This window comes from Tessaracoccus sp. O5.2 (genome assembly GCF_964266725.1).
GTDB classification, from domain to species: domain Bacteria; phylum Actinomycetota; class Actinomycetes; order Propionibacteriales; family Propionibacteriaceae; genus Arachnia; species Arachnia lapidicapta.
In genome coordinates, this window is record NZ_CAXWGV010000034.1 from 1 (window position 1) to 25,486 (window position 25,486).

The 25,486-nt window shown below is 70.8% G+C and carries 25 protein-coding genes and 1 pseudogene; 9 read left to right on the forward strand and 17 right to left on the reverse strand.

Going from position 1 to position 25,486, the window contains the following annotated elements; genetic code table 11:
• Nucleotides 1-260: 260 nt before the first annotated feature.
• From ACFQPD_RS10050 to purB, 9 genes are all read right to left on the reverse strand, one after another.
• On the reverse strand, nt 261-1,553 hold the full coding sequence (locus tag ACFQPD_RS10050) for a sulfate adenylyltransferase subunit 1 (RefSeq protein ID WP_385900490.1): 1,293 nt from the start codon (nt 1,551-1,553) through the stop codon (nt 261-263).
• Nucleotides 1,553-2,464 carry a sulfate adenylyltransferase subunit CysD gene (gene cysD / locus ACFQPD_RS10055; RefSeq protein WP_353081792.1) on the reverse strand — a complete coding sequence of 304 codons (912 nt, stop codon included), beginning with the start codon at nt 2,462-2,464 and terminating at the stop codon, nt 1,553-1,555. The genes ACFQPD_RS10050 and cysD overlap by 1 nt, the downstream gene beginning before the upstream one ends.
• The gene (locus ACFQPD_RS10060; protein WP_385900492.1) at nt 2,461-3,192 is read right to left on the reverse strand and encodes a phosphoadenylyl-sulfate reductase; all 732 of its coding nucleotides are present in this window, start codon (nt 3,190-3,192) and stop codon (nt 2,461-2,463) included. Before ACFQPD_RS10060 ends, cysD begins: the two co-directional genes overlap by 4 nt.
• Nucleotides 3,185-3,358, reverse strand: coding sequence for a hypothetical protein (locus tag ACFQPD_RS10065; protein ID WP_385900493.1), 174 nt, complete (start codon nt 3,356-3,358; stop codon nt 3,185-3,187). Before ACFQPD_RS10065 ends, ACFQPD_RS10060 begins: the two co-directional genes overlap by 8 nt.
• A complete protein-coding gene (locus ACFQPD_RS10070; RefSeq protein ID WP_385900495.1) occupies nt 3,355-5,022 on the reverse strand; it encodes a nitrite/sulfite reductase in 1,668 nt (555 codons plus the stop codon). The genes ACFQPD_RS10065 and ACFQPD_RS10070 overlap by 4 nt, the downstream gene beginning before the upstream one ends.
• Nucleotides 5,023-5,118: 96 nt before the next feature.
• Complete coding sequence (locus ACFQPD_RS10075; protein WP_385900497.1) at nt 5,119-5,529, reverse strand: hypothetical protein; 411 nt, start codon at nt 5,527-5,529, stop codon at nt 5,119-5,121.
• Nucleotides 5,526-6,062, reverse strand: coding sequence for a hypothetical protein (locus ACFQPD_RS10080; protein ID WP_385900498.1), 537 nt, complete (start codon nt 6,060-6,062; stop codon nt 5,526-5,528). Before ACFQPD_RS10080 ends, ACFQPD_RS10075 begins: the two co-directional genes overlap by 4 nt.
• A 377-nt stretch (nt 6,063-6,439) precedes the next feature.
• The gene (locus ACFQPD_RS10085; RefSeq protein ID WP_385900500.1) at nt 6,440-6,967 is read right to left on the reverse strand and encodes a hypothetical protein; all 528 of its coding nucleotides are present in this window, start codon (nt 6,965-6,967) and stop codon (nt 6,440-6,442) included.
• Nucleotides 6,968-7,130: 163 nt separating this feature from the next.
• On the reverse strand, nt 7,131-8,561 hold the full coding sequence (gene purB / locus ACFQPD_RS10090) for an adenylosuccinate lyase (RefSeq protein WP_385900502.1): 1,431 nt from the start codon (nt 8,559-8,561) through the stop codon (nt 7,131-7,133).
• Nucleotides 8,562-9,084: 523 nt separating this feature from the next.
• Here purB and ACFQPD_RS10095 point away from each other — a divergent pair.
• Nucleotides 9,085-9,525 (forward strand): endonuclease domain-containing protein, encoded by a 441-nt coding sequence (locus ACFQPD_RS10095; RefSeq protein WP_141680144.1) that lies wholly within the window; start codon nt 9,085-9,087, stop codon nt 9,523-9,525.
• A gap of 100 nt (nt 9,526-9,625) precedes the next feature.
• Here ACFQPD_RS10095 and ACFQPD_RS10100 read toward each other — a convergent pair whose 3' ends face one another.
• From ACFQPD_RS10100 to ACFQPD_RS10110, 3 genes are read right to left on the reverse strand one after another with little or no spacing between them, the layout of a single operon-like run.
• Entirely contained in the window at nt 9,626-10,501 is an 876-nt protein-coding gene (locus ACFQPD_RS10100) for a MaoC/PaaZ C-terminal domain-containing protein (protein ID WP_385900504.1), read from the reverse strand.
• Nucleotides 10,501-11,889 (reverse strand): 3-oxoacyl-ACP reductase, encoded by a 1,389-nt coding sequence (locus ACFQPD_RS10105; protein ID WP_385900506.1) that lies wholly within the window; start codon nt 11,887-11,889, stop codon nt 10,501-10,503. Before ACFQPD_RS10105 ends, ACFQPD_RS10100 begins: the two co-directional genes overlap by 1 nt.
• A 1-nt stretch (nt 11,890) precedes the next feature.
• Complete coding sequence (locus ACFQPD_RS10110) at nt 11,891-13,135, reverse strand: acetyl-CoA C-acetyltransferase (RefSeq protein WP_385900507.1); 1,245 nt, start codon at nt 13,133-13,135, stop codon at nt 11,891-11,893.
• Nucleotides 13,136-13,209: 74 nt separating this feature from the next.
• Here ACFQPD_RS10110 and ACFQPD_RS10115 point away from each other — a divergent pair, with 74 nt between their 5' ends.
• Nucleotides 13,210-13,848 carry a TetR/AcrR family transcriptional regulator gene (locus ACFQPD_RS10115; RefSeq protein ID WP_068752710.1) on the forward strand — a complete coding sequence of 213 codons (639 nt, stop codon included), beginning with the start codon at nt 13,210-13,212 and terminating at the stop codon, nt 13,846-13,848.
• 5 nt (nt 13,849-13,853) lie between these two features.
• Entirely contained in the window at nt 13,854-15,779 is a 1,926-nt protein-coding gene (locus ACFQPD_RS10120; protein ID WP_385900509.1) for an acyl-CoA dehydrogenase, read from the forward strand.
• 6 nt (nt 15,780-15,785) lie between these two features.
• Here ACFQPD_RS10120 and purD read toward each other — a convergent pair whose 3' ends face one another.
• The 3 genes from purD to trxA all read right to left on the reverse strand — a co-directional run bounded on the left by purD (nt 15,786) and on the right by trxA (nt 18,833).
• Nucleotides 15,786-17,012 (reverse strand): phosphoribosylamine--glycine ligase, encoded by a 1,227-nt coding sequence (gene purD / locus ACFQPD_RS10125; RefSeq protein ID WP_385900511.1) that lies wholly within the window; start codon nt 17,010-17,012, stop codon nt 15,786-15,788.
• A gap of 9 nt (nt 17,013-17,021) precedes the next feature.
• On the reverse strand, nt 17,022-18,305 hold the full coding sequence (locus ACFQPD_RS10130) for an adenylosuccinate synthase (RefSeq protein ID WP_068752713.1): 1,284 nt from the start codon (nt 18,303-18,305) through the stop codon (nt 17,022-17,024).
• A gap of 111 nt (nt 18,306-18,416) precedes the next feature.
• Nucleotides 18,417-18,833 carry a thioredoxin gene (gene trxA, locus ACFQPD_RS10135; protein WP_078920109.1) on the reverse strand — a complete coding sequence of 139 codons (417 nt, stop codon included), beginning with the start codon at nt 18,831-18,833 and terminating at the stop codon, nt 18,417-18,419.
• A gap of 162 nt (nt 18,834-18,995) precedes the next feature.
• Between trxA and dhaK the strand changes: the two genes are divergently transcribed.
• From dhaK to ACFQPD_RS10160, 5 genes and pseudogenes are all read left to right on the forward strand, one after another.
• Entirely contained in the window at nt 18,996-19,991 is a 996-nt protein-coding gene (gene dhaK / locus ACFQPD_RS10140) for a dihydroxyacetone kinase subunit DhaK (RefSeq protein WP_078920108.1), read from the forward strand.
• Nucleotides 19,988-20,623: a dihydroxyacetone kinase subunit DhaL gene (gene dhaL, locus ACFQPD_RS10145; RefSeq protein WP_068752716.1), complete on the forward strand. Its 636-nt coding sequence runs from the start codon at nt 19,988-19,990 to the stop codon at nt 20,621-20,623. The genes dhaK and dhaL overlap by 4 nt, the downstream gene beginning before the upstream one ends.
• A pseudogene (gene dhaM, locus ACFQPD_RS10150) lies at nt 20,623-21,021 on the forward strand (dihydroxyacetone kinase phosphoryl donor subunit DhaM); the annotation flags it as partial. The gene dhaL and the pseudogene dhaM, both read left to right, overlap by 1 nt.
• Nucleotides 21,022-21,024: 3 nt before the next feature.
• Nucleotides 21,025-21,345 (forward strand): HPr family phosphocarrier protein, encoded by a 321-nt coding sequence (locus ACFQPD_RS10155; protein WP_197971818.1) that lies wholly within the window; start codon nt 21,025-21,027, stop codon nt 21,343-21,345.
• 24 nt (nt 21,346-21,369) lie between these two features.
• The gene (locus ACFQPD_RS10160) at nt 21,370-21,810 is read left to right on the forward strand and encodes a DUF3151 domain-containing protein (RefSeq protein WP_197971749.1); all 441 of its coding nucleotides are present in this window, start codon (nt 21,370-21,372) and stop codon (nt 21,808-21,810) included.
• A 127-nt stretch (nt 21,811-21,937) separates the two neighbouring features.
• On the opposite strand, the gene ACFQPD_RS10165 is transcribed toward ACFQPD_RS10160, so the two are convergent.
• Together ACFQPD_RS10165 and ACFQPD_RS10170 are read right to left on the reverse strand one after the other, a co-directional pair.
• Nucleotides 21,938-23,008: a hypothetical protein gene (locus ACFQPD_RS10165; RefSeq protein WP_385900514.1), complete on the reverse strand. Its 1,071-nt coding sequence runs from the start codon at nt 23,006-23,008 to the stop codon at nt 21,938-21,940.
• Nucleotides 23,005-23,484: an RNA polymerase sigma factor gene (locus tag ACFQPD_RS10170; protein ID WP_188426963.1), complete on the reverse strand. Its 480-nt coding sequence runs from the start codon at nt 23,482-23,484 to the stop codon at nt 23,005-23,007. Before ACFQPD_RS10170 ends, ACFQPD_RS10165 begins: the two co-directional genes overlap by 4 nt.
• A gap of 126 nt (nt 23,485-23,610) precedes the next feature.
• Here ACFQPD_RS10170 and typA point away from each other — a divergent pair, with 126 nt between their 5' ends.
• Entirely contained in the window at nt 23,611-25,473 is a 1,863-nt protein-coding gene (gene typA, locus ACFQPD_RS10175) for a translational GTPase TypA (protein ID WP_078920104.1), read from the forward strand.
• Nucleotides 25,474-25,486: the final 13 nt, after the last annotated feature.

A 25,486-nucleotide genomic window follows, 5' to 3' on the forward strand; every position in this document is an offset into this window, starting at 1 on the left:
AGACACGCGTGACGTTCCGAGCCGAAAGCACCGTCCTGCGGTAACCAACCCGCGAATATCAGACTGACATCGCCGTCGACAGACACGCGAAACCCCTCGTCAAAACCACTTCGGGCCAACACAAGGAGAGGCGCCACCCGGCATCCAGCCCGGTGGCGCCTCATCCTGCCCTCTTGACAGGAACCACACCCATATCAGTTGTATCGGAGGTCACCGCGTCGCGCCGCGCCTCCGCGGACGGCCGGGCGGGGGGTGGCGCGTCAGATGTCGGCGCCGGCGTAGCGGTCCGGGGCGTCGGCCATACCGGCGGCCAGCGTGGCGCCGTCGGCGTCGTCGATCAGGAGGAACGCGCCCGAGCGGCGCAGCTCGTGGTAGTCGTCGATGGGCAGGTCGTTGGCGAGCCGGACGCGGACGCGGCCGATGTCGTTGAGCCGTAGTTCCTGCGGCGCGCGGCGGTAGTCGACCGTGTCGATGTCGAGCTGGTCGATGATCTCCTCGACCATCGCCCGGACCGTCCGGGTGCCGGCCCGCAGCAGGACCCGGTCGCGGGGCCGGACGGGGCGCTCGGACAGCACGCAGACGGTGCCGCCCACCGACCGGGTGACGTGGCCCGGGCGGCCCGGATCGGCGAGGAGGTCGCCGCGGGAGATGTCGATGTCGTCGGCGAGCCGCAGCGTCACGGACTGCGGCGCGAAGGCTTCGGAGAGTTCCGTGACCGTGCCGTCGCCGCGCCCCAGGTCGATGCCGACCACGCGGGTCGTGCGGCCACCCGGCAGGACGGCGACCTCGTCGCCGACGCGGACGACCCCGGCGGTGATGCGGCCGGCGTAGCCGCGGTAGTCGCGGTACTCCCCCGCCTGCGGCCGGATCACGACCTGCACGGGGAACCGGAACGGCTGCGTCGCGGGGTCGGTACCGACGGGCACGGCCTCGAGGTGCTCGAGCAGCGTCGGGCCGTCGTACCACGGGGTGTGCGCGGAGCGCTCGACGACGTTGTCGCCCAGCAGCGCCGACAGCGGCACCGCGACGACGTCCTCGATGTCGAAGCGGGCGGCCAGAGCGCGCGCGTCGGCCACGATGTCGTCGTAGCGGGACCGGTCCCAGTCCACGAGGTCCATCTTGTTCACGGCCACCGCGACGTGCCGCACGCCCAGCAGTCCGGTGACGGCCAGGTGCCGGCGGGTCTGCTCGACGACACCGTGCCGGGCGTCGACGAGGATGAGCGCGAGTTCGGCCGTCGACGCCCCGGTGACCATGTTGCGCGTGTACTGCACGTGGCCGGGGGTGTCGGCCAGCACGTAGGAGCGGGTGGCGGTCGAGAAGTAGCGGTAGGCCACGTCGATGGTGATGCCCTGCTCGCGTTCGGCCCGCAGCCCGTCGGTCAGCAGGGCGAGGTCGGCGCCGTCGAGGCCGCGTTCCCGCGACACCCGCTCGACGGCGTCGAGCTGGTCCGCGAGCACCGACTTGGTGTCGTAGAGCAGCCGGCCGACGAGCGTGGACTTGCCGTCGTCGACGGAGCCAGCCGTCGCGAGGCGGAGGAGGTCGTGCGTCATCAGAAATACCCCTGCTTCTTGCGGTCTTCCATGGCGGCCTCGGAGAGCCGGTCGTCGGCGCGGGTGGCGCCGCGTTCGGTGACGCGCGAGGCCGCGACCTCGAGAATCACGTCGGCGACGTCGGCCGCCTCGGACTCGACGGCGCCCGTGCAGCTCATGTCGCCGACGGTGCGGTAGCGCACCGTGCGCTCCTCCACCGTCTCGCCCTGCCGGGGGCCGCCCCAGTCGCCCGCCGTCAGCCACATGCCGTCGCGGAGGAAGACCTCGCGGCGGTGCGCGTAGTAGATGGCCGGCAACTCGATCCGCTCGCGCTCGATGTAGCGCCAGACGTCGAGCTCGGTCCAGTTCGACAGCGGGAAGACCCGGACGTGCTCGCCGGGCGCGTGCCGGCCGTTGTACAGGTCCCACAGCTCGGGGCGCTGGCGGCGCGGGTCCCAGGCACCGAACGCGTCGCGCAGCGAGAACACCCGCTCCTTCGCGCGGGCCTTCTCCTCGTCGCGGCGCCCCCCGCCGAACACGGCGTCGAACCGGCCGGACTCGATGGCGTCGAGCAGCGGGACGGTCTGCAGCGGGTTACGGGTGCCGTCGGGGCGTTCCCGCAGGCGGCCGTCGTCGATGTAGTCCTGCACCTTGGCCACGTGCAGCCGGGCGCCGGTGCGCGCCACCGTGTCGTCGCGGTAGGTGAGGACCTCCGGGAAGTTGTGGCCGGTGTCGACGTGCAGCAGCGCGAACGGGAGCGGTGCGGGCGCGAACGCCTTGAGCGCCAGGTGCAGCATGACGACGGAGTCCTTGCCTCCGCTGAACAGGATGACGGGACGCTCGAATTCGCCCTCCACCTCGCGGAAGATGTGGATCGCCTCAGACTCCAGGTGGTCCAGGTGGTCGAGGGTGTAGTCGGTGGCACGTGTCATGTGTGGAGTCCGCATTCCGTCTTGTTCTTCCCGGCCCAGCGGCCGGCTCGGGGGTCGTCGCCCGGGGCGACCGGACGGGTGCAGGGCGCGCAGCCGATCGACGGATAGCCCTGCGCGCGCAGTGGATTGAGGTGGACGTCCTCCTCGAACGCGAACCGGTCCACGTCCTCGTCGTCCCACGCTGCGATCGGGTTGATCTTGACCATGGAGCGCTTCTCGTCCCAGCCGACCAGCGTGATGTCGGTCCGGGTCGGCGCGTCGACACGACGCATGCCCGTGACCCAGGCCCGGCGGCCTTGGACGGCGAAGTTGAGCGGGTCGACCTTGCGCATGGCGCAGCAGCGGTCGGGGTCGCGGTCGTGCAGCCGGGGGCCGTACTCGGCGTCCTGCTCCGCGACCGTCAGCAGCGGCAGCACCGTGCGCAGGTGGAGGCGTTCGGCGTAGTGGTCGCGGGTGGCGAGGGTCTCGGGGAAGTGGTAGCCGGTGTCGAGGAAGAACACGTCGAGCGACGGCGCCGACTGGGCGATGAGCTCAAGCAGGACCTCGTCGCCCATCGACGATGCCACGGTGAGCTCCTGCCCGAACGTCTCCTCGGCCCAGCGGAGGACCTCGCGGCTGAGCTCGACGCGGCCCAGGTGGCCGGCGTAGGCGGGCTCGGTCTCGAGCGCGGAGAACCGGGCCGCTGCCTCGTCGGCCAGCTGACGCAGCTGCGCTTGCGGCTCAGTCATTGCGCTCCTCCTGGATGCGCGCCGGGATGTACTCCGCGGCGACCCGATGCTGCGTGACGGAGAACACCCGGGCGCAAGCCAGGCAGTGCCAGGCGCCGCGGGGCTCCTCGACCGGACGCAGGTCCTCCTCCGCGCAGAACGGGCAGTGGAAGATGACCGCGCTCATCGGAGGTCGTCCTCGTCGGCGCGGTGGGCCCACTGCGCGAAGGACTCGTCGCCGTCACGCTGCGCGAGGAACGTGCGGGCGAGCCGCTCGATGTAGTCGGGCAGGTCGGGGGCGGCGACCTTGAGGGCGCGGGTCTTGCGGGCGAGCTGGCTGATGGCACCGAGGCTGCCGCCGAGGTGGACCTGGAACAGCTCGACGAGGTTGCCGTCGGCGTCGGTCTGGACCATGCCCTTGAGGCCCACGTCGGCGACCTGCGTGCGGGCGCACGCGTTCGGGCAGCCGTTGACGTGGATGGTGAACGGGACGTCGAAGTCCGGCAGGCGGGCCTCGAGTTCGGTGACGATCGTGCGGGCGCGGGCCTTGGTCTCGACGAGCGCCAGCTTGCAGTACTCGATGCCGGTGCAGGCCAGCACGCCGCGTCGGAACTCCGACGGCCGGGCCTGGAGGCCCAGGGCGTCGAGTTCACCGACGAGGGCCTCGACGGCGCCCTCAGGCACATCGAGGACGAGCAGCTTCTGGTGCGGCGTTAGGCGGACGCGCCCGGACCCGTGCGTCGCCGCGAGGTCGGCGACCCGGGCGAGGATCGTGCCCGAGACGCGGCCGGCGATGGGCGCGACGCCCACCCAGAAGAGGCCGTCGCGTTGCGGGTGGACGCCGACGTGATCGCGGCGGACGTTCGTCGCGTCGGGCGCGGGGCCGTCGAGCAGGCGGCGCTTCAGGTAGCGCGTCTCGAGGACCTCGCGGAACTTCTCCGGCCCCCAGTCCGCCATGAGGAACTTCAGGCGGGCGCGGTTACGCAACCGGCGATAGCCGTAGTCGCGGAAGATCGACACGACGCCCGTCCACACCTCCGGAACCTCTGCCAGCGGCACCCAGGCGCCCAGGCGCTGGGCGAACATCGGGTTGGTGGAGAGGCCGCCGGCCACCCACAGGTCGAAGCCGGGCCCGTGCTCCGGGTGGACGACGCCGACGAACGAGATGTCGTTGGCCTCGTGCGCGACGTCGAGGCTGGGGCTGCCGGAGATTGCGGTCTTGAACTTGCGCGGCAGGTTGGAGAACTCGGGGCTGCCGATGTAGGTGTCGCGGATGTGCTCCAGGGCGGGGGTGCCGTCGATGAGCTCCGACTCGGCGATCCCCGCGACCGGCGAGCCGAGGATGACTCGCGGGGTGTCGCCGCACGCCTCCGTCGTCATGAGGCCCACAGACTCCAGCCGACGCCAGATCTCCGGGACGTCCTCGACGCGGATCCAGTGGAGCTGGATGTTCTGCCGATCCGAGATGTCGGCGGTGTCGCGGGCGAACTCGGTGGAGATGCCGGCGATGGTGCGCAGCTGCTCGTTGCTGAGGGCGCCGCCGTCGGAGCGGACGCGGAGCATGAAGAACTCGTCGTCGAGGGCCTCGGGGGGCAGGGAGGCGGTCTTGCCGCCGTCGATCCCCGGCTTGCGCTGGGTGTAGAGGCCCCACCAGCGCATCCGGCCCCGGAGGTCGTCGCCCGGGATGCTCGCGAAGCCCTCCTTGGAGTAGATCTCCTCGATGCGGGTGCGGACGTTCAGCCCGTCGTCGGCCTGCTTGAACACTTCGTTGGGGTTCAGCGGCGTGGTGTCGCCGTCGGCCCACGCGCCGGTGGCCTGGTTGCGCTTGGGGCGGGCTGCGGCTTCGGTCATCGGTAGTCCTTCGTCGGGGGCCTTACTGACCGCGTGCAACCGGGCGGCGTGGCTCGTCATTCCCCGATCGGCACCCTGATCGCCAGGGGCGAACAGTCAGGCCTCGGATCCGTCGACAGTCGCGACCGCCCGCGCCGACCCCGTGACCTCGACGGGGATCGCCGCGATGCCGATGAGCCCCAGGAACAGCGTGCGGTAGGAGCCGTGGGCGGAGACGACGGCGCTGTCGGCCGTGACGGTCGCGGAGCCGTCGTAGCCGGCGTCGCGGAGGAAGGCGACGGCGGCGCGCCGTGCGGCGGGAGCGTCGAGAGCGGCTCCGGCTGCGGTGACGCGGACTTCGTGGGTCGCGGCGCGGGCGGCCTGGGCGGCGACGGCGCGGGCCTCCTGCTCCGCCGCCGCGTGGCCTGAGAAGTCGACGCCGAGCCCGACGGTGATGATCAGCCCCGGCATGGCGGCGGCCGTCCACACCGAGAGCGCGAGCCCGCGCTGATCACGGCGCCGGGTCATCCGCCCACCGCCACGGATTGCAGCTCGCCCACGATCACGTCGGCGGACCGGCTGAGCGTCAACGGCAACGTGCCTGTGTACCCGGCCGCCGACCAGTCGACGGCCCACTCAGATGTCGCGGTCACCGTGTAACGCCCATCCTCCGCATACACGTAGCCGCAATCCGGCGACGCCACATTACGCCCACCCTGCGTCCGCGCCTCCGACCAGGCCGTCCCCCGCTGACAGGTCACGCCCTCGCCGTTACCCATGTCCCACGTGACCTCAGCCACCCGCGCGCTCAGCGACACCGAGATACCAGAATCCGAGGCCCGCGCCTCCATCGGCCCCCACTGCCGATCCGACGGCGACTCCGCCCACAACCACATATGCCAGCCCACGTAGCCCATCCGATCGACGGTGTCGCCACGCGGATGAATACCCAGGTCAATGGCAGTCAGTCCCAACGACGCCAACACCCGCCGCGCCGCGGCCTCCGCATCCGCCCGCGTCACCGCGTCCGGCGCCGCCGGCAACCACCACAGGAAAGTCATTCCCGGGTCCGGAACGGCACCGCTCGGTCCTGTGCACAGATAGATGGCCCCTTCACCGTTGCTTCGCCAAACAGGGTCTGTGAGCGGAGGCTGAGGTTCTGCAAGCCTGCACCACGCATCGACTATTTCGCTCCATGAGCCGGCGTATGTCCGACATGACACAGCACGGTCACCGACGAAGCACTCGCGTTCGGATTCAGGGCTGGGCGCTTCCCCACCGTGGCCCCCTGTCGCCGGGGAGCCCTTAGGCTCTTCGGCCACGATGCTGCAAGTGGTGCCCCAAGCATCCGACCGCTCACATTGCGGGTCTGCAGCGGCTACGAGAGTGTGGGACATGAGCATGAGGCTGGCCAAGCCCAGTGCCGCTGACAGCCTCCTCAGCACTCGGCCTCCACATTCCGGATCTGTGAGACTCGCCATTTGCCGTCATCGCCCTTGGACAGGGTTGCCGTCTCAGACAGATTGGGGAGGCTGCCTAGCTCAACTTCACCAGTACTGAGATCCTCAAGCGCGAGATTTGACCGGTCCAAGCAGTACGCCACCGAAGCGGAACTCTGTTGGACCTCAAGTTCGACGGATCGAAATGCCAGACCCCCTGCAGCCTTCTTTCCGCTCTCCCGCAGATTGCGGATGGACTCCAGACTCAGGCGTGCCTCCTCGCCCTCAAGGAGATTCTGAAGCCGCGTGAAGTCAGTCAGCTCGGGGCGTTGGGCGTACGTCTCAAACGTCTCCCAGTACTCCATCCAGGCTGCCCGCACCGCCGCCTGCTCCGGCGACTCCGACGCCGGCGCCGGGGGAAACGACTCCGCGACCGTCGGGCTGGGCGACGGCTCCGGCGTCGGGCTGGGCGAAGCCGACACCGACGCAGTCGGACTCGACGGAGGCGCCGTCGTCGGCTCCTCCACGGCAGGCGTACACGCACTCACCACGCACGCGGCGAGTACACCAGGGACGAGCAAGTGGCGCATCGGCACTCCGATCGGTCGACTCGCCCGCCATTCAACCAACCCGAGGGGTCACAATCACCCCCCAATCGGCCACCTGTGGACAACTACCTCCGGAAGGCGATCAGAGCACAGCGCCGGGGCGGTAGGCCGCAGCCTCCGGGTCGGCGGCGACCACCTCAGCCACTCGGCCCGCCACGCGAGCCACCTGGGCCTGCGCCGTTCCGGCGAGGTCGAGCGGGCTGCCGACCAGCGCGTCGAGCTCGTCGCGCGAGAGGTGGAGCCGCTCGTCCGCGGCCAGCCGGTCGAGCAGGTCGTTGGCCCGCGCCCCGCGGCGCAGGTCGAGCGCGACGGCCACCGCATGCTCCTTGATCGCCTCGTGCGCGACCTCGCGACCAACACCCTTGCGCACCGCAGCCATCAGCACCTTCGTGGTGGTGAGGAACGGGAAGTACCGCTCCAGTTCGGCCGCGATGACGGCAGGGAACGCGCCGAAGTCCGCGAGCACGGTCAGGAACGTCTCGAACAGCCCGTCGAGGGCGAAGAACGCGTCCGGCAGCGCCACGCGGCGGACCACGGAGCAGGACACGTCGCCCTCGTTCCACTGGTCGCCCGCCAGCTCCCCCACCATGGAGACGTAGCCGCGCAGCACGACGGCCAGGCCGTTGACCCGCTCACACGAGCGCGTGTTCATCTTGTGCGGCATCGCGGACGAGCCGACCTGCCCCTCCTTGAACCCCTCCGTGACCAGCTCGAGGCCGGCCATGAGCCGGATGGTGGTGGCCACGTTGGACGGCGCCGCCGAGATCTGGGCCAGGGCGGTGACGACGTCGTAGTCGAGGGAGCGCGGGTAGACCTGGCCGGTGGATGTCAGGACAGCGGCGAAGCCGAGTTCGTCGGCGATGCGACGTTCGAGTTCGGCGAGCTTGTCGGCGTCCCCACCGAGGAGGTCGAGCATGTCCTGCGCCGTGCCGACCGGTCCCTTGATGCCCCGAGCCGGGTAGCGGGCGATGAGGTCGTCGAGCCGGCCGAGGCCCACGAGCAGTTCGTCGGCAGCCGTCGCGAACCGCTTGCCGAGCGTGGTCAGCTGCGCCGCGACATTGTGCGAGCGTCCCGTCAGCGGCTGATCCGCGTACTCGGTGGCAAGCCGTGCGAGCTGCGCCAGGGTCGCGACCACGCGGACCCGGACCACCCGCAGCGACTCGAGGACCTGCAACTGCTCGATGTTCTCGGTCAGATCCCGCGACGTCATGCCCTTGTGGATGTGTTCGTGACCGGCCAGGGCGTTGAACTCCTCGATGCGGGCCTTCACGTCGTGGCGGGTGACCCGCTCCCGGGCGTTGATCGAATCGAGGTCCACCTGATCGATGACGTCCTCGTAGGCGCTGATCACCGCATCGGGGTCCGCTCCGCCGAAGTCCACGCCCAGGTCGCGCTGGGCCCGCAGCACGGCCAGCCAGAGGCGGCGCTCGGACAGGATTTTGGCCTCCGGGGCCCAGATGTCGCGGAGCTGCTGCGATGCGTAACGGTTGGCCAGCACGTTGGGGACGCTCATGGCACCACAGCCTAGGACTCAGCCTGTGGATACCGGAAAATGCCCCTGCCCTCGTCCAACCATGCCGAGGGTGACGCGAGATCCATCATCGAACCAGTTGGAATCCGGGGAGATAGCACACATAGAGGGCCAACTCCCCGGATCTTCACTCTCACCGCGCCTGGGGGCAGTGTCCACGAGCCATCTCAGCTCGCTCGGCTTCACCCCGGACAGAATCAGGGCCGCCTTGGCTGACGGAAGACTGCGGAAGGTCTCGCGAGGCTGGTACGCGAGCCCGGAGACACACGCGTGGGAGTTGGAGGCGCTCGCAGTCGGCGGGCGAGTCGGCTGCCTGAGCGGGTGCCATCTACACGGCCTCTGGACGCCCCAGCATGCAGAACCGCACGTCATCATCGGCAGGGGATCCGCCTGCCTGAGGACGAGCTGGCATCGGTCGCCTCTGGGCCTACCGAGGACGGCACTCTTTCCGCTGACGGAGTGCCTCACCCAGGTCATCCGGCATCACACTGCCGAGGAGGCGCTGATGGTTCTGGAGTCGGCGGTCCAGAAGGCGCTACTGAGCGACGACGACGCCCACGCCCTGATCCGCGAAGCCTCGGTCCACAAACGGCGCACCTTGCAGTTCTTCGACGGGAGGGCCGGGTCCGGCTCGGAGACACGGGTAAGGCTGTTCCTGCAGCAGCATCGCTTCAACGTCCGCCCCCAGCAGAAGATCGCAGGAGTTGGAGCGGTGGATCTGCTCGTGGGGAAATCGCTGATCATCGAATGCGACAGCGCCGCCCACCATACGGACCATCGGGAGGACCGACGCCGCGACCTTGCTGCGCGCGAACTCGGCTACTCGACGGTGCGGCTGAGCTACAGCCAGATCCACAGAACATGGAGCAAGACACAGGCCAAGGTGCTGCGCATCCTGCGGACGGGCAAGCACCTCGCCCCGCCGTCGCCTCTACCGGAACAGTGAGAATCCGGGGAGATGGCTCCCATAGACGGCTATCTCCCCGGATCCTCACTGCGGTGGCGCGGCACATTGTGCGAGGCAGGGAGGCCGTAGGCTCCTCGTCTCAGGGCTCCCCGCGCCGGGCCACGCTCAACTCGCCGACGAGATGAGGCTTGCCCTCCCGGTTGACGACCGCGAACCGCCACTGCCCGTCCTCGCGGACCACGCCGTAGCCCACCTTCGCGGGCAGCAGGATCGGCTTGGCGAACTGGACCCGCACGCGGTACGCGTCGGGCAGCTCACCACCCAACGCCGCGACCGCCCGCGCATGCGTCCACATCCCGTGGATGATCGGCCGCGGGAACCCGAACAGCCGGGCCGTCAGCGCGTTGAGGTGGATCGGGTTGTGGTCCCCGGACACGGACGCGTAGCGGCGGCCCAGATCGCCGGGCAACCGCCACTCCTGCGACGGCGCCACCGACGGCGCGGCCAGGCGCACGGGAGGCGGCGCATCGCCGGCCACGCGGGCCCCGCTCGCCAGATACACCGATGTGCCGTGCCAGACCCGCTCGTCGCCGACGTGCACCTCGCCCACCATGTCGAACGTCGCGCCCTTCGCGTGGGGCTGCAGGTTCCCGGCCCGGACCGACACGCGCAGGACCTCGTCCACCCGAACGGGACGGTGCAGCGTCATGTCGTTGGTGACGTGCACGAGCCCGGCGAGCGGGAACGGGAAGTCGTCCGCGGCCATCGCCTCCATCTGGAGCGGGAAGGTCAGCACGTGCAGCCAGGTGGCGGGCATCTCGTCGCGCAGGGCGAAGCCGGTCTCGGCGCAGTAGGCCGCCAGCCGCGACACCGCCACCCGGTGCTCCAACACCATGTGGGTGCGCGCGGGCAGCGTGGCCACGTCGCCTGGCTTCTTCGTCAGTCCCCGCAGCGCCTTCGCGAGGACGCCCTTCGGTTCCGGGAGGGTGGGGAGCACCACCACGTCGCGGCCCATCAGGCACCCACCAGGTTCTGGCCGCACACGCGGATGACCTGCCCGTTCACGCCGCCGGAGGCGGGATCGCACAGGTAGGCGAGCGTCTCCGCGACATCGACCGGGCGACCGCCCTGGTTCAACGAGTTGGAGCGACGGAAGATCTCTCGCTGCACGAACGGGATGGCCGCGGTCATCTCGGTCTCGATGAATCCGGGAGCCACCGCGTTGACGGTGATCGGCCGGGCGGCGAGTTCGTCCCGCATGGCCCAGACCAGGCCCATGACGCCGGCCTTCGACGCCGCGTAGTTCGTCTGGCCCTTGTTGCCCGCGACGCCGGAGGTCGAGGCGATGCCGACGATGCGCGCCTCCTCGGCGAGCCCGCCGGGGACGTCGTGAGTGAGGAGGTAGTCGTTGATGCGCATCTCGGCCGCGAGATTGACGTCGAGCACGGACGCCCAGCGCTTCTCGTCGAGGTTGGCCAGCAGCTTGTCGCGCGTGATGCCGGCGTTGTGCACCACCGCCCAGATCCGCGACGACTCGCCGTGCACGCGCGCGACATGCTCCGCCATGCGGGCGCCCGCGTCGGCCGACGTGATGTCGAGCTGCAGGGCCGACCCCCCGACCTCGTTGGCGACCGACGCCAGCGCGTCACCCGACGCGGGGATGTCGACGGCGACCACCGTCGCCCCGTCCCTGGCGAAGGTGCGCGCGATCGCCGCGCCGATACCGCGCGCGGCTCCGGTCACCACCACGACACGGCCGTCGAACGGCCGGGCCGTGACGCTGTGCCGACGCTCCGCGGTCCCCACGCGCCAGGCCTGCCCGCTGACGAACGCCGAGCGACCCTCCAGGAGGAACGACATGGTGGACGCCAGGTCGGCGGGCTCCGTGCCCCGGCGCACGAACACGAGGTTCGCCGTCGCGCCGCCGCGCAGCTCCTTGCCCACGGTGCGGTTGATGCCGTCGACGGCCTGTGCCACGGCCTTCGCCTCCAGCCCCTCCACGTCGGCCGCGTCGGTGGCCAGGACGATCACGCGCCCCGAATCCTCCAGTGAGCGCATGACCGGGCGCAGCGCCCGGCGGATCCCCTCGAGCTGCGTGATCTCCCGCACGCCGGTGGCGTCGACGACGATCGCGCCCGGGCGCGTCGAGTACCGCGGCGGCACGTCGCGGCCCTTCTCGTCCGTGGTGCGCGACTCGGGCAGGTCCAGCAAGGGCTCGGCCGCCTCGATGCCGAGCTGCGCGAGCGTGGCCCGACCCAGGCCGCCGCCGTCGAGCTCGGCGAGCACCACGGGCCCGGTGGGCAGGACCCGCCCCCGCCGGAGCCGCGGCGGATCGGCGAGGCCGGCCTTCCGGGCGACGAACTTCCCCGCGGGGGTGGCGTACAGCTTCTCCAACACGTCCATGTCAGGCCTCCAGAATCGCGACGACACCCTGGCCGCCGGCAGCGCAGATCGACACCAGTCCGCGCGACCCGGGGCCGCGCTCATGCAGCATCTTCGCCAGGGAGGCGACGATGCGTCCGCCGGTCGCGGCGAACGGGTGGCCCGCGGCGAGCGACGAGCCCTTGACGTTGAGCTTCGAGCGGTCGACGGTGCCCACGCCGTTGGATTCCAGCGCCTTCAGCGTGGCCAGCACCGTGGAGGCGAACGCCTCGTGGAACTCGAAGAAGTCGAAGTCGTCCAGCGTCAGGCCGTTGCGCTCCAGCAGGACCGGGATCGCCCTCGTCGGGGCCAGGAGCAGGTCCTCGCGCCCCGTCACGTAGTCCGCGGCCGCGACCTGGGCATCGACGACCTTCGCCCACACCGGCCAGCCCCGGCCGCGCGCGTACTCCTCCTCGGCCACCAGTACCAGCGCCGCGCCGTCGGTGAGCGCGGTCGAGTTGCCGGCCGTCATGGTGGCGCTGTCGCCCTTGCCGAAGACGGTGCGGAGCTTGGCGAGCGCCTCCTTCGAGGTGTCGGCGCGCAGGATGGAGTCGCGGGCGACTTTGAGGTAGGGGGTCACGAGATCGTCGAAGAAGCCCGCGTCCCACGCGGCGCCGAGGTTGCGGTGGGAGGCCAGCGCCAGATCGTCCTGCTCCTCGCGCGTGATGCCCCACTTGGCGGTGGTCAGCGCCTGGGACTCGCCCATGCTCAGTCCGGTCCGGGGCTCGACGACCGCCGGGGGCACCGGAGCCAGGTCGGCCGGGCGCACGCGGGCCAGGGCCGTCAGCTTGTCCGGAAGGCTGCGGGCCCGCGACAGCGCGAGCATGGCCTTGCGGAGCCGTTCGGTCACGACGAGCGGGGCGTCGGAGGCCGAGTCGACCCCGCCTGCGATCGCCACGTCCATCTGCCCCAGGCGGATCTTGTTGCTGGCGTAGACGACGGCCTCGAGCCCGGTGCCGCAGGCCTGTTGCAGGTCGCACGCGGGCGTGTGCGGAGACAGCGCCGAGCCGAGGACCGCCTCGCGGGTGAGGTTGAAGTCCCGCGTGTGCTTGAGCACGGCGCCGGCGACCACCTCGCCGACCTCCTGTCCGGCCAGGCCGAAGCGGGCGACGAGCCCATCGAGTGCGGCGGTGAGCAGGTCCTGCGCGGAGGCGTCCGCGTAGCGGCCGCCGGCCTTGACGAAGGGTGTGCGGTTGCCGCCCACCACCACAGCTGTGCGTGACGTCATCGTTGAGTCCTCCCAGTCGGGTTATTCGATACCCACAGTAGCAGGTACGCAAAGTTTCCGATACTCTCGGTGTCATGAAGATCGACACCGGCGTCGCCCCGACGCCCGACGGCCGCGCAGCCCGCTGGGAGGAACACAACATCCAGCGCCGCCGCGCGCTCGTCGAGGAGGCCGTCCGCGCGATCCGCGCCCACGGACCGGCCATCGGGATGGACGAGATCGCCGCCCAGAGCGGCACCTCCAAGACCGTGCTGTACCGGCACTTCGGGGACAAGGCGGGCCTGTACCAGGCCGTCGTCGAATCCGTGCACGACTTCATCCTGCGCAAGCTGCCCCTCGCCGACGCCGAGTCGTTCGAGCCGCGCGAGCTGGTGCGCAACCTCGCCGACGCCTACCTCGCCGTCGTCGAACGGGACCGCAACCTCTACCTGTTCGTCGCGTCCCGGCCGGCCGGCGAGACCCCCGTCGACGACCCGGTGTTCACCATCACCACCCGCATCGGCAACGAGGTGTCGGCCGCGTTCCGGGCCTGGCTGCACCGCGAGGGCCTCGACGAGGAGCCCGCCAACACGTGGGGCCACGGCGCCGTCGGCTTCATCTGGGCGGTGGCCGACCGCTGGATCCTCACCAACCTCAGACGACCCCGCGCCGAGGTCGTCGACTACATCGACCGACTGTTCACGCCCGCGTTCGACGCACAACGAAGGAGTTGACCCTGATGACCCTCTCCCCCACCGGTGAAGGCCTCCGCCGAGCCCTGGACGGACCGTTCCACGACCTCAAGCAGCGCTGGCGGGACGAGGTGACCGCCGACGACATCGTCCGCGACACCGCCCTCAGCGTCGAGGAGGCCCGCGAGTGGACCCTGGACCGCGTCGTCCGGCTCGCCCACCGAGATCTCGTCACGGCAGGCTTCCCCGCGGAGGTCGGCGGGACCGGGAACGTCGCGGCGTCCGTGGCGAATTTCGAGATGGTCGCGATGGGCGACCTGTCCCTGACGATCAAGACCGGCGTCCAGCACGGGTTGTTCGGCGGCGCCATCACCAACCTGGGCACCGACTACCACCACCGCACCTTCTTGCCCGGCGCCATCAGCACCGACCTGCTCGGCTGCTTCGCGATGACCGAGTTGGGGCACGGCTCGGACGTCCAGTCGCTCGAGACCACCATCACCTGGCTGCCCGACACCAGCGAGTTCGAGGTGCACTCGCCGACGCCATCGGCCACCAAGGCCTACATCGGCAACGCCGCCCGCGACGGCCGGATGGCCGCCGTGTTCGGCCAGCTCATCGTCGACGGCGAGCACCAGGGCGTGCACGTGGTGCTGGTGCCGATCCGCGACGAGGCGGGCGCTGACCTGCCCGGCGTCACCACGGGCGACCACGGCCACAAGGGTGGCCTGCTCGGCATCGACAACGGCACGATCCGGTTCGACCACGTCCGCGTCCCGCGGGAGATGCTGCTCGACCGCTACGGCGGCGTCGACGAGGAGGGCCGGTACCACTCGCCGATCGAGAGCAAGAACGCGCGGTTCTTCACCATGCTGGGCACGCTGGTCCGGGGCCGGATCTGCGTTGGCGGCGGCGCCGCCTCGGCGGCCCGGAAGGCGCTGAGTATCGCGGTGCGCTACGGCGACCGGCGGCGCCAGTTCCGCAGCCCCGGCCTGGGCGAGGAGATCCTCCTGCTCGACTACCTCACGCACCAGCGCCGCCTCCTCCCCCACGTGGCGCGGGCCTATGCGTACGGCTTCGCGCAGAACGAACTGGCGCTGCAGCTGCAGCGGGTGTCCGACGGCGACGGCGACGTCCGCGACTCCCGCGAGCTCGAGACCCGGGCCGCCGGCATGAAGGCCCTGCTGACCCGCTGGGCGCTGGACTCCATGCAGGAGGCCCGCGAGGCGTGCGGCGGCGCGGGATACATGTCGGACAACGGCATCACGATGGCCCGGCAGGACGCCGACATCTTCGCCACGTTCGAGGGCGACAACACCGTGTTGCTGCAGCTGGTGGCGAAGGCGCTGCTGCTGGAGTACAAGTCGACGTGGGGCGACATGGATCTCCGGGGCACCGCCCAGAAGACCGCCGCGATGCTGGGCCAGACGGTCCTGGAGCGCACGACGGCGCGCTCCGTCATCGAGCGACTGGTGGCGGTGGCGGACCGCAAGCCCGAGTCCGAGCGGATCCGGGCGCGCGGCTGGCACGTGCAGCTGTTCGAGTTCCGCGAGAAGCACACGGTCGAGGGCCTGGCCAAGCGCATGCGCGCGGCCGGGAAGTTGCAGGGCGCCGAGCAGCAGGCGGCCATCATGGCCTGTCAGCCGCACATGCTTGAGGCCGCGAAGGCTCACGTGGACCGCGTGGTGCTCGAGGCGTTCATCGAGGGCATCGAGGAGTGCGAGGACGACTACATCAAGGCCATCCTGGTCAAGGTGTGCGACCTCTACGCGCTCAGCACCGTCGAGGCGAACCGCGCCTGGTTCCTCGAGCACGAGGTGTTCGACGCCAAGCGGAGCAAGTCGATCACGGCCACCGTCGACGACCTGTGCGGCGAGCTGCGGCCCAAGGCCCGCGAACTGGCCGAGGGCCTGGGCGTCCCCGAGGAGTGGCTCAAGCACCCCCGCGAGGCGGTGCCTCCGCTGCTGCCCTGACCGGGGTCAGTGGGCGACGCCGATGTCGGTGCGGTGGAACCCGTCGGGGAAGTCGATCCGGGCCGCCAGCGCGTAGGCGCGGGCCCGGGCCTCCTCGACGTCGGTGCCCCGCCCGACGGTGCCGAGCACGCGGCCGCCCGCCGCGACGAGCGTGTCTCCGTCGAGGCGGGTCCCGGCGTGCAGGACGTAGGCGTCGTCCTCGTCGTCCGGCAAGGTGATGCGCCCGCCCGTGGCGGGCGTCCCGGGGTATCCGGCGGCGGCGGACACGACGACCACCGCCGCCCCGTCGCGCCAGGCGAGACCGCCGACCGTGTCCAACTCGCCGCGCGCCGCCGCGCGGAGCACGCCCGCCAGCGGGGTCTCGAGCAGCGCGAGCACGGCCTGGGTCTCCGGGTCACCGAAGCGGACGTTGAACTCGACCACCCGCAGCCCGCGCGACGTCAGCGCCAGCCCCGCGTAGAGCAGCCCGACGAAGGGCGTGCCGCGCCGGTTCATCTCGGCCAGCGTCGGCTCGACGACCTCGCGCATGATCTGCCCGGTGAGCCCGCGATCCGCCCAGGCCAGCGGGCTATACGCGCCCATCCCGCCCGTATTGGGCCCGGCGTCGCCGTCGCCGACGCGCTTGTAGTCCTGCGCGGGCAGCAGCGGAAGCGCGCGCTCGCCGTCGCAGATCGCGAACAGCGACACCTCGGGTCCGTCGAGGTAGTCCTCGATGACGACGCGCCCGCACGCCGCGGCGTGCGCGAGGGCCGCCTCGCGGTCCTCGGTGACGACGACGCCCTTGCCGGCAGCCAGCCCGTCGTTCTTGACCACGTAGGGCGCGCCGAACTCGTCGAGCGCGGCCGCGGCCTCCTCCGGCGTCGTGCAGACGCGGGCGTCCGCCGTCGGGACTCCCGCGGCGAGCATGACGTCCTTGGCGAATGCCTTCGATCCCTCGAGCTCGGCGGCGGCGCGGTCCGGTCCGAACGTGTCGATCCCCGCGGCGCGCAGCGCGTCCGCGACCCCGGCCACGAGAGGTGCCTCGGGCCCGATGACGACGAGGTCGACGCCCAGCGCGCGGGCGGCGTCGACGACGGCCTCGGGCGACGCCGGGTCGACGGCGTGCAGGGTCGCGAGGCGCCCGATGCCCGGGTTGCCGGGGGCGGCGTGCAGCTCGGTCACGGACGGGTCGGCGGCCAGGGAGCGGGCGAGCGCGTGCTCGCGTCCGCCCGAGCCGAGCAGGAGGATCTTCACGGGCGTCTCCTAGATGAGGTCGTGGATGGCGACCGACTGCTCGCGGCCGGGGCCCACCCCGATGCCGCTGATCCGGCACCCGATGAGCTCCTCGAGGCGGCGCACGTACGCCTGGCAGGTCGGGGGCAGCTCATCGAAGCTGCGGCAGCCGCTGATGTCCTCGGTCCAGCCGTCGAGGTATTCGTAGACGGGCTTGGCGTGGTGGAACTCCGACTGCGTCATGGGCATGACGTCGTGCCGGACGCCGTCGACGTCGTAGGCCACGCACACGGGGATCTTGTCCCAGCCGCTGAGGATGTCGAGCTTGGTGAGGAAGATGTCGGTGAAGCCGTTGATCTTCACGGCCTGCTCGACCAGCACGGCGTCGAACCATCCGCAGCGGCGGGGGCGGCCCGTGGTGGCGCCGAACTCGGCGCCGATGGTGCGCAGCTTCTCGCCGTCCTCGTCGAACAGCTCGGTGGGGAACGGCCCCTCGCCGACGCGCGTCGTGTAGGCCTTCGCGATGCCGATGGTGCGGTCGATGCGCGTGGGGCCGACGCCGCCGCCGGTGGTCGCGCCGGCCGCCGTCGGGTTCGACGACGTCACGTACGGGTAGGTGCCCTGGTCGACGTCGAGGTGGTGCGCCTGCGCCCCCTCGAACAGGACGACCTTTCCGGCGTCGAGCGCATCGTTGACGTAGCGGCCGGAGTCGACGATGTGGGGCCGGATGGTGTCCGCGTGCTTGAGCAGTGCCTGCACGACCTCCTCGGCGATGATCTCGCGCCGGTTGTACACCTTCACCAGCAGTTGGTTCTTCTGATCCAGCGCGGCCTCGACCTTCTGCCGGAGGATCGACTCGTCGAGGATGTCCTGCACCCGGATGCCGAGCCGGTTGACCTTGTCCGAGTAGCAGGGCCCGACGCCGCGGCCGGTGGTACCGATGCGCCGCTTCCCGAGGAAGCGCTCGGTGACCTTGTCGAGGACCTTGTGGTACTCCGTGATGATGTGGGCGTTGGCGGAGATCAGCGGATGCGGCACGTCGACGCCGCGCGACGCGAGCACGTGGAGCTCCTCGGCCAGGACGTCGAGGTCCACCACCACACCGTTGCCGATCACCGTCGTGGTGCCGGGGTTGAGGATGCCCGACGGCAGCAGGTGGAGGATGAACTTCTCGCCGCCGACCACCAGCGTGTGGCCGGCGTTGTTACCGCCCGAGTAGCGCACGCAGACGTCGACGCGGTCCCCCAGCTGGTCCGTCGCCTTGCCCTTGCCTTCGTCTCCCCATTGAGCACCGACCACGACAACGCTCGGCATCTCGCCACCTCCACACACATGGATGAAGCCCCTGCTCTCCGCGGGGGCCTGACCGGGGCAGTCTAACGGACCCTCGTGTCGCCGGCGGGGCCGCGGGGCGCTGCCGGACGCTCAGGCGCTGTGCTGGTCCACCCAGCGTTCCAGCTCCCGCGCCGGGAGTGCGCCCACCTGCCGCGACACCTCCCGCCCGTCACGCAGCAGCACGAGCGTGGGGATGCTCATGGCACCGAACCGGGCCTGGACCTCGCGGTTGTCGTCGACGTTGACCTTGACGACCTTGAGCCGCCCGGCGCGCTCCCGCGACAGCTTCTCCAGGACCGGCGCCACCATGTGGCAGGGCCCGCACCACGGTGCCCAGAGGTCCACGACGACGGGGACCTTGGCCGCCGCGACGGCGTCGAAGTCGCGGTCGGTGCCCTCGACCAGCCAGGGCAGGTCCGCCTTGCACTTCGCACACCGGGGCAGCCCGGAGGCGGCGGCGGGGACCCGGTTCTTGGCACCACACGAGACGCAGCTGACGATGCTCATGCCCCCATTCTGGCCCGCGGCGGCACGCGAGGGGCGCGCCCGCGCGCACATCGGTGGCATGGCCTGGCGGGAATCTGCACGAAAGGTCAGTCCTCTTGCCTAGCATCACTGTGGGGAATCAGGATCGATGCATCCCCGCAACGACGCAGGAGGTCAGGGACCGTGAAGAAGCTCATCAATTCCCCCGACGACGTGATCGCCGACGCACTCAAGGGCGTCGAGGCGTCGGACGGCAACGTCCGCGTGGACCACGCGAACCGGGTCATCTACCGCGCCACGCCCAAGGAGGCGGGCAAGGTCGCCATCATCTCCGGTGGTGGTTCGGGACATGAGCCGATGCACGGCGGCTTCGTCGGGGTCGGCATGCTCGACGCCGCGTGCGCCGGGCAGGTGTTCACCTCCCCCACGCCGGACCAGATGCTCGAGGCCACCACCACCGTCGACACCGGCGCCGGCGTCCTCCACATCGTCAAGAACTACACCGGCGACATCATGAACTTCGAGATGGCCGCCGAGATGGCCGCCGACGCGGGCATCCCCGTCGAGACGGTCGTCGTCGCGGACGATGTCGCGGTGCAGGACTCCCTCTACACGGCCGGCCGCCGCGGCGTCGGCACCACGGTGCTGCTGGAGAAGATCGTCGGCGCGGCCGCGGAGGAGGGCCAGGACCTCGGCGCGGTGAAGGTACTCGCGCAGAAGGTGGCCGACAACGGCCGCTCCATGGGCATGGCGCTCACCTCGTGCACCGTCCCGTCGGCCGGGAAGCCCACGTTCGACCTGCCCGAGGACCAGATGGAGATCGGCATCGGCATCCACGGCGAGCCCGGCCGGCACCGCGAGCCGATCGGCGACGCGAAGTCGATCGCCAAGCAACTCGTCGACCCGATCCTGCAGGACCTCGACTTCACCGGCTCGCCGGTGATCGCCATGCTCAACGGCATGGGCGGCACGCCGCTCATCGAGCTGTACCTCATGTACGGCGAGGTCGTGGCGCTGCTCAAGGAGGCGGGCGTCGAGATCAGCCGCAACCTGGTGGGCAACTACATCACCAGCCTGGACATGGCCGGTTGCTCGCTCACCCTGGTCAAGGCGGACGAGGAGATGATTCGCCTCTGGGACGCCCCGGTCAAGACCGCAGGTCTACGGTGGGGTCTGTGAGCGAACAACTACTGACTCTGGACCTGCTCGCCGACTGGCTGCGCCGGTATGCCGCCATCGTCGACGAGCACAAGACCTACCTCACCGAGCTCGACTCGGCCATCGGTGACGCGGACCATGGCGCCAACATGGCCCGCGGCACCGCGGCGGTCCTCACGCACGTCGACGACGCCACCACGATCGACGCCCTGCTGAAGAAGGCGGGCATGACGCTGGTGAGCACCGTCGGCGGCACCTCAGGGCCGCTGTACGGGACCCTGCTGATGAAGATGGGCATGGCCACCGGCAGCGTCGTCGAGCTCAGCGCGGAGGACTTCGGCAAGGCGCTGCGCGCCGGGCTCGAGGGGCTCGTCGCGCGCGGCAAGACCGAGCTCGGGGACAAGACGATGGTCGACGCGCTCGCGCCGGCACTGGACGCGTACGACGCCGCCCTGGCCGACGGATCGGACCTGCACGACGCCGTCGCGGCGGCCGCGCAGGCGGCAGCCGCCGGTCGCGACGCCACCACGCCGATGGTCGCGAAGAAGGGCCGCGCCAGCTACCTGGGCGAGCGCTCCGCCGGCCACCAGGATCCGGGGGCCACGTCGTCGACGTACCTGTTCGATGCCCTGGCCGATGTGATCGGCGCCTGATGACCGTCGGGATCGTCGTCGTGTCGCACAGTCGCGCGCTGGCCGATGCCGCCGTCGATCTCGCCATGCAGATGGTGCACGAGGACCCGCCGCCGGTGGCGGTCGCGGCCGGTATGCCCGACGGCGGGCTCGGCACGGACGCCGCGGCGGTCGCCGCGGCCATCACAGAGGTGGACCGGGGCGCCGGGGTCGCGGTGCTGGTCGACATGGGCTCGGCGCTGATGAGCGCCGAGATGGGCGTCGAGTTCGCCGGTCTGGCGGAGGGCACCGTGCGGATCCTGGCCGCGCCCTTCGTCGAGGGGCTGACGGCGGCCGTGGTCCGCGCCGTGGGCGGGGCCACGCTCGCCGAGGTCGCGGAGGAGGCCGAGGCTGCGCTGTCGCCGAAACTCGCCGCCCTCGGCATGACCACCGGCGGCGACGCCCCCGCCGAACCACCACCCAGCGGCGACGGGGACGTGTCGGGCGAGGCCGTACTCGTCAACGAGACGGGGCTGCACGCGCGTCCAGCGGCTCTGTTCGTGGCCGAGGCCCGTCGCTTCGACGCGGACATCCAGCTGCGCAACGGGGACGCCGGCCCCGTGAAGGCCACCAGCAGCATCGGGCTCGCCACGCTCAACGCCCGCAAGGGCGACACCCTCCGGCTGACCGCGACGGGCCCGCAGGCCCGCGAGGCCGTCGACACCCTCGTGGCGCTCATCTCGGCGGGTTTCGGCGAGCTCTGAACCAGCGTCGCTAGGCTGAGCGGCATGAGCGACACGCATCCCAACCTCATGGCCTCCGACGTCGTCGTGCGCCTGCCGGAGGACCCGGCGTTGGCCGCCATCGCCGAACACGGCAAGGAGCGGTTCCTGGACGTGGTCGCTCACCACCCGGCGTCGTCACTGTGCTGGGCACTGCTGGCCGAGACCTGCCTCGCCGAGGACGACCTCGGCAGCGCGGTCGCTGCCTACGCGTACGCCCGCACCGGCTACCACCGCGGCCTGGACACGCTGCGCCGCAACGGCTGGAAGGGGTCGGGCCAGATCCCGTGGGAACACGAGCCGAACCGCGGCTTCCTGCGCGCTCTGTGGGCGCTCAGCGTCGCGGCGGGCCGGATCGGGGAGGCCGAGGAGCAGGAGCGCTGCGCCCAATTCCTGCGGGACTCGTCGGAGACCGCGTACCAGGTGCTCGCCCAGCCCGCTGGCTAGGCTGGGCATCCTCCCGCAGGGCCTCGAAGCGATGCGCCCCCACCTGGTGGCCACGCCGAAGATCATCTCCCGCACCATCGACGGCGCCGGCTGGGACGAGATGGGCGAACTCCGGATCGGCTGAGGCTCACTCGCCCGCGAAACAGGCCGACACCGCCTCCGGCTGCCCCCCGTCGAATCTGAGGGGCGGTGCCGCGAAGACGGGGGTGCACCCGTCACGGGTGAGTTCCCTGCGGGTGGTGCCGTCGTCGAAGCCGAGGTTGCGGCACCCGTCGACGCGGAGGTAGACGTCGTGGACCCCTGTGGCGTCAAGCACCCTCAGGACGAGCCCGGAGCGCTGGTCGTAGTCAGACAGGCAGTCGGCGGGGTTTCCGCTGACGCCCTCGGGTGCGGCGGCGACCGCGGCGATGAGCGCTCGGGCCTCCTCACCACCGAGGACCCGCGACGCCGTCAGATTGGGGCGGTCGGCCTCGAGCGCGTAGTCCAGATACCGGCACAGCCCCACCTCCACGACGCCCTCTGCGCCGGTCACGTCCCACGCCTCCGGGCGCGCCTCGAGGTCGGCGAAGGGCGCGACCGGGGCGCATCCCGCGGCGTCCCGCTCGAACACCGTCGCGGAGTCCAGGATCCCTTGGGCCACCGCCTCGTCGGCGGCAGTCGCGTCCGCTCGCAGCACCACCCGCACGTCGGTGGTTCCGACGGTTCGGCTGAGCACCGGCGTGAGGCTCGGAGGCTCGGAGGCAGGATCGGCGAAGTCCAGGTAGGTCTGGACCCACTCGGGCTGCCACTCGGGGCAGGCGATCGCGGCGACGGGGCCGGCGGGCGTGGAGACGAACGGAGTAGCGGGGGGCTGAGGCTCCGGAGTCTCGCCCAGGCACCACGGTGTCCACGCGTAGTCGCTCCACCCCCATTCGTCCGGGACCTGGACGGCGACGTCTCCCCGCGACACCCACCGCCAGCCCTCCTCCGGCGCAGGCAGCCCGCTGACGGTCGCGGGAACCGCGGGAGTCGTGACCTGGACGGGACGGGTGCCGAGCACGACCGCCAGAGGGATTGCGAGGGCCACGGCCGCGACCGCCGCAGCGACGGCCCACGCGCGGTGCGCCCGGTGCGGCGGCTTGGGCGCCACCCTGCCCAGCGGGATCCGCGCCTGCTCGGCGAAGGCGTCGCGGAAGGCTTGTTCGGCGCGGTCACTCATCGGGAATCCTCCTCGGTCAGGCGCTCCCGCAACGCGGCGAGGGCGCGGTGGACGTGTGAGCGCGCGGTGGCCTCTGGCATGCCGAGGATCCTGCCGATCTCGGCGTAGCTGGCGTCGTCGAAGAACCGCAGCACGACGGCAGCCCGCTGGGCCGTGGGCAGCTCCTGACACAGACGCCAGGCCAGCATCCGATCGGGGACCCGGTCGGCCACCGCCGCGACAGCGGGCTCGCTGATCAGTGGGACCGTCACCGGACGGCGTCGGCGACGCCGCGAGGCAACCTCGTTCGTGACGGACCGCCGCGCGTAGGCGTCGATCCCGCCGTCGTCAGCTAGGCGGTCGTACCGCCGAGCCAGGCGGCTGTAGACGTCCTGGACGACGTCGCGGGCCTCCTCCCGGTCCGCGCACAGCAGATACGCGTAGGCCAGGAGCTTCGGCTGCGACGACACCACCCAGGCGTCGAACGACGTGGACACGCTCACACCCTCCCTCAACGCGACGCGCTCCAGTCTCGTTGCAGCGGGCCAGGAATCGTGGCAGGCGCCCCGCTGGCCGTAGACTCGTCCGCGGCCCTCCACCGTCGATCCCCCGGGAGATCACCCATGCCCACACGCGAAGACCTGCGAAACGTCGCCATCGTCGCCCACGTCGACCATGGAAAGACGACGCTCGTCGACGCCATGCTGTGGCAGTCCGGCGCCTTCCGCGAGGGGTCCGACGTCAACAACCGCGTCATGGACTCGATGGACCTCGAGCGCGAGAAGGGCATCACGATCCTCGCGAAGAACACCGGCGTCCGGCACATCCGCCCCGACGGCACCGGCGTCACGATCAACATCATCGACACCCCCGGCCACGCCGACTTCGGCGGCGAGGTGGAGCGCGGCCTCGAGATGGTCGACGGCGTGGTCCTGCTGATCGACGCGTCCGAAGGCCCCCTCCCCCAGACCCGGTTCGTGCTGCGCAAGGCGCTGGCCAAGAACCTCCCCATCATCGTGGTGGTCAACAAGGTGGACCGGCCGGACGCGCGGATCTCCGCGGTCGTCGAGGAGACCTACGACCTGTTCATGGACCTCATCGACGACGACGCAGCGCACGTCCTCGACTTCCCCATCGTCTATGCCTCGGCGAAGGCCGGCCGCGCCTCGATGACGCAGCCCGACGACGGCGGCATGCCCGACAGCCCCAACCTCGAACCGCTGTTCGACGCGCTCATGGAGCACATCCCCGCCCCGGTCTACGAGGAGGGCGAGGTCCTGCAGGCGCACGTGACCAACCTCGACGCCTCCCCGTACCTCGGGCGTCTGGCGCTCTGCCGCATCGTCTCCGGCGAACTCCGCCGTGGGCAGCAGGTGGCGTGGTGCAAGGGCGACGGCAGCATCCAGAACGTCAAGCTCACCGAGCTCCTGATGACCGAGGCACTGGACCGGGTGCCGGCCGAGAAGGCAGGGCCGGGCGACATCGTCGCCATCGCCGGCATCCCCGAGATCATGATCGGCGAGACGCTGTCGGACCCGGAGAACCCGAAGCCGCTGCCGCTCATCCACGTCGACGAGCCGTCGATCTCGATGACGATCGGCATCAACACGTCGCCGCTGGCGGGCCAGTCCGGGAAGAACCTCACGGCCCGGCTGGTCAAGGCCCGCCTCGACCAGGAGCTGGTCGGCAACGTGTCCATCCGGGTCAACCCCACGGAGCGGCCCGACACCTGGGAGGTGCAGGGTCGCGGCGAGCTGCAGCTGGCCATCCTGGTGGAGATGATGCGGCGCGAGAGCTTCGAGCTGACGGTCGGCAAGCCGCAGGTCGTGACCAAGGTCGTCGACGGCAAGGTCCACGAGCCCATCGAGCGCCTCACCATCGATATCCCCGAGGAGTTCGTGGGCGTGGTGACCCAGCTGATGGGGCTGCGCCGCGGGCGCATGGAGATGATGGTCAACCACGGCACCGGCTGGGTGCGCATGGAGTTCATCATCCCCGCCCGCGGACTCATCGGATTCCGCACCGAATTCCTCACCGAGACCCGCGGCACCGGCATCATGCACCACGTCGGCGAGGGCTACGAGCCGTGGGCCGGCGACTTCCGGACCCGGCCCACGGGCTCGCTGGTCGCGGACCGGCAGGGCGTCGTCACCGCCTACGCCCTGTTCAACCTGCAGGAGCGCGGCACGATGTTCGTCTCGCCCGGCATGGAGGTGTACGAGGGCATGATCGTCGGCGAGAACCCTCGCGCCGAGGACATGGACGTCAACCCGGCCAAGGAGAAGAAGCTCACCAACGTGCGCTCCTCCACGGGCGACGAGCTCGAGCGGCTGATCCCCGCCAAGCAGATGTCCATGGAGCAGGCGTTGGAGTTCTGCGCCGGCGACGAGTGCCTCGAGGTGACCCCGTCTGCCGTCCGCATCCGCAAGGTCACGCTCAACGGCAACGACCGAGCGAAGGAACGCAACCGCGCCAAGCGCAACTGAGTGGTGACGGGCC

Excerpts from the sequence above, each read along its gene's own strand:
- ACFQPD_RS10050 (WP_385900490.1), bottom strand. The coding sequence starts at position 1,553 with ATGACGCACGACCTCCTCCGCCTCGCGACGGCTGGCTCCGTCGACGAC.
- cysD (WP_353081792.1), bottom strand. The coding sequence starts at position 2,464 with ATGACACGTGCCACCGACTACACCCTCGACCACCTGGACCACCTGGAG.
- ACFQPD_RS10060 (WP_385900492.1), bottom strand. The coding sequence starts at position 3,192 with ATGACTGAGCCGCAAGCGCAGCTGCGTCAGCTGGCCGACGAGGCAGCG.
- ACFQPD_RS10065 (WP_385900493.1), bottom strand. The coding sequence starts at position 3,358 with ATGAGCGCGGTCATCTTCCACTGCCCGTTCTGCGCGGAGGAGGACCTG.
- ACFQPD_RS10070 (WP_385900495.1), bottom strand. The coding sequence starts at position 5,022 with ATGACCGAAGCCGCAGCCCGCCCCAAGCGCAACCAGGCCACCGGCGCG.
- ACFQPD_RS10075 (WP_385900497.1), bottom strand. The coding sequence starts at position 5,529 with ATGACCCGGCGCCGTGATCAGCGCGGGCTCGCGCTCTCGGTGTGGACG.
- ACFQPD_RS10080 (WP_385900498.1), bottom strand. The coding sequence starts at position 6,062 with ATGACTTTCCTGTGGTGGTTGCCGGCGGCGCCGGACGCGGTGACGCGG.
- purB (WP_385900502.1), bottom strand. The coding sequence starts at position 8,561 with ATGAGCGTCCCCAACGTGCTGGCCAACCGTTACGCATCGCAGCAGCTC.
- ACFQPD_RS10095 (WP_141680144.1), top strand. The coding sequence starts at position 9,085 with ATGGTTCTGGAGTCGGCGGTCCAGAAGGCGCTACTGAGCGACGACGAC.
- ACFQPD_RS10100 (WP_385900504.1), bottom strand. The coding sequence starts at position 10,501 with ATGGGCCGCGACGTGGTGGTGCTCCCCACCCTCCCGGAACCGAAGGGC.
- ACFQPD_RS10105 (WP_385900506.1), bottom strand. The coding sequence starts at position 11,889 with ATGGACGTGTTGGAGAAGCTGTACGCCACCCCCGCGGGGAAGTTCGTC.
- ACFQPD_RS10110 (WP_385900507.1), bottom strand. The coding sequence starts at position 13,135 with ATGACGTCACGCACAGCTGTGGTGGTGGGCGGCAACCGCACACCCTTC.
- ACFQPD_RS10115 (WP_068752710.1), top strand. The coding sequence starts at position 13,210 with ATGAAGATCGACACCGGCGTCGCCCCGACGCCCGACGGCCGCGCAGCC.
- ACFQPD_RS10120 (WP_385900509.1), top strand. The coding sequence starts at position 13,854 with ATGACCCTCTCCCCCACCGGTGAAGGCCTCCGCCGAGCCCTGGACGGA.
- ACFQPD_RS10130 (WP_068752713.1), bottom strand. The coding sequence starts at position 18,305 with ATGCCGAGCGTTGTCGTGGTCGGTGCTCAATGGGGAGACGAAGGCAAG.
- trxA (WP_078920109.1), bottom strand. The coding sequence starts at position 18,833 with ATGAGCATCGTCAGCTGCGTCTCGTGTGGTGCCAAGAACCGGGTCCCC.
- ACFQPD_RS10155 (WP_197971818.1), top strand. The coding sequence starts at position 21,025 with ATGACCACCGGCGGCGACGCCCCCGCCGAACCACCACCCAGCGGCGAC.
- ACFQPD_RS10160 (WP_197971749.1), top strand. The coding sequence starts at position 21,370 with ATGAGCGACACGCATCCCAACCTCATGGCCTCCGACGTCGTCGTGCGC.
- ACFQPD_RS10165 (WP_385900514.1), bottom strand. The coding sequence starts at position 23,008 with ATGAGTGACCGCGCCGAACAAGCCTTCCGCGACGCCTTCGCCGAGCAG.
- typA (WP_078920104.1), top strand. The coding sequence starts at position 23,611 with ATGCCCACACGCGAAGACCTGCGAAACGTCGCCATCGTCGCCCACGTC.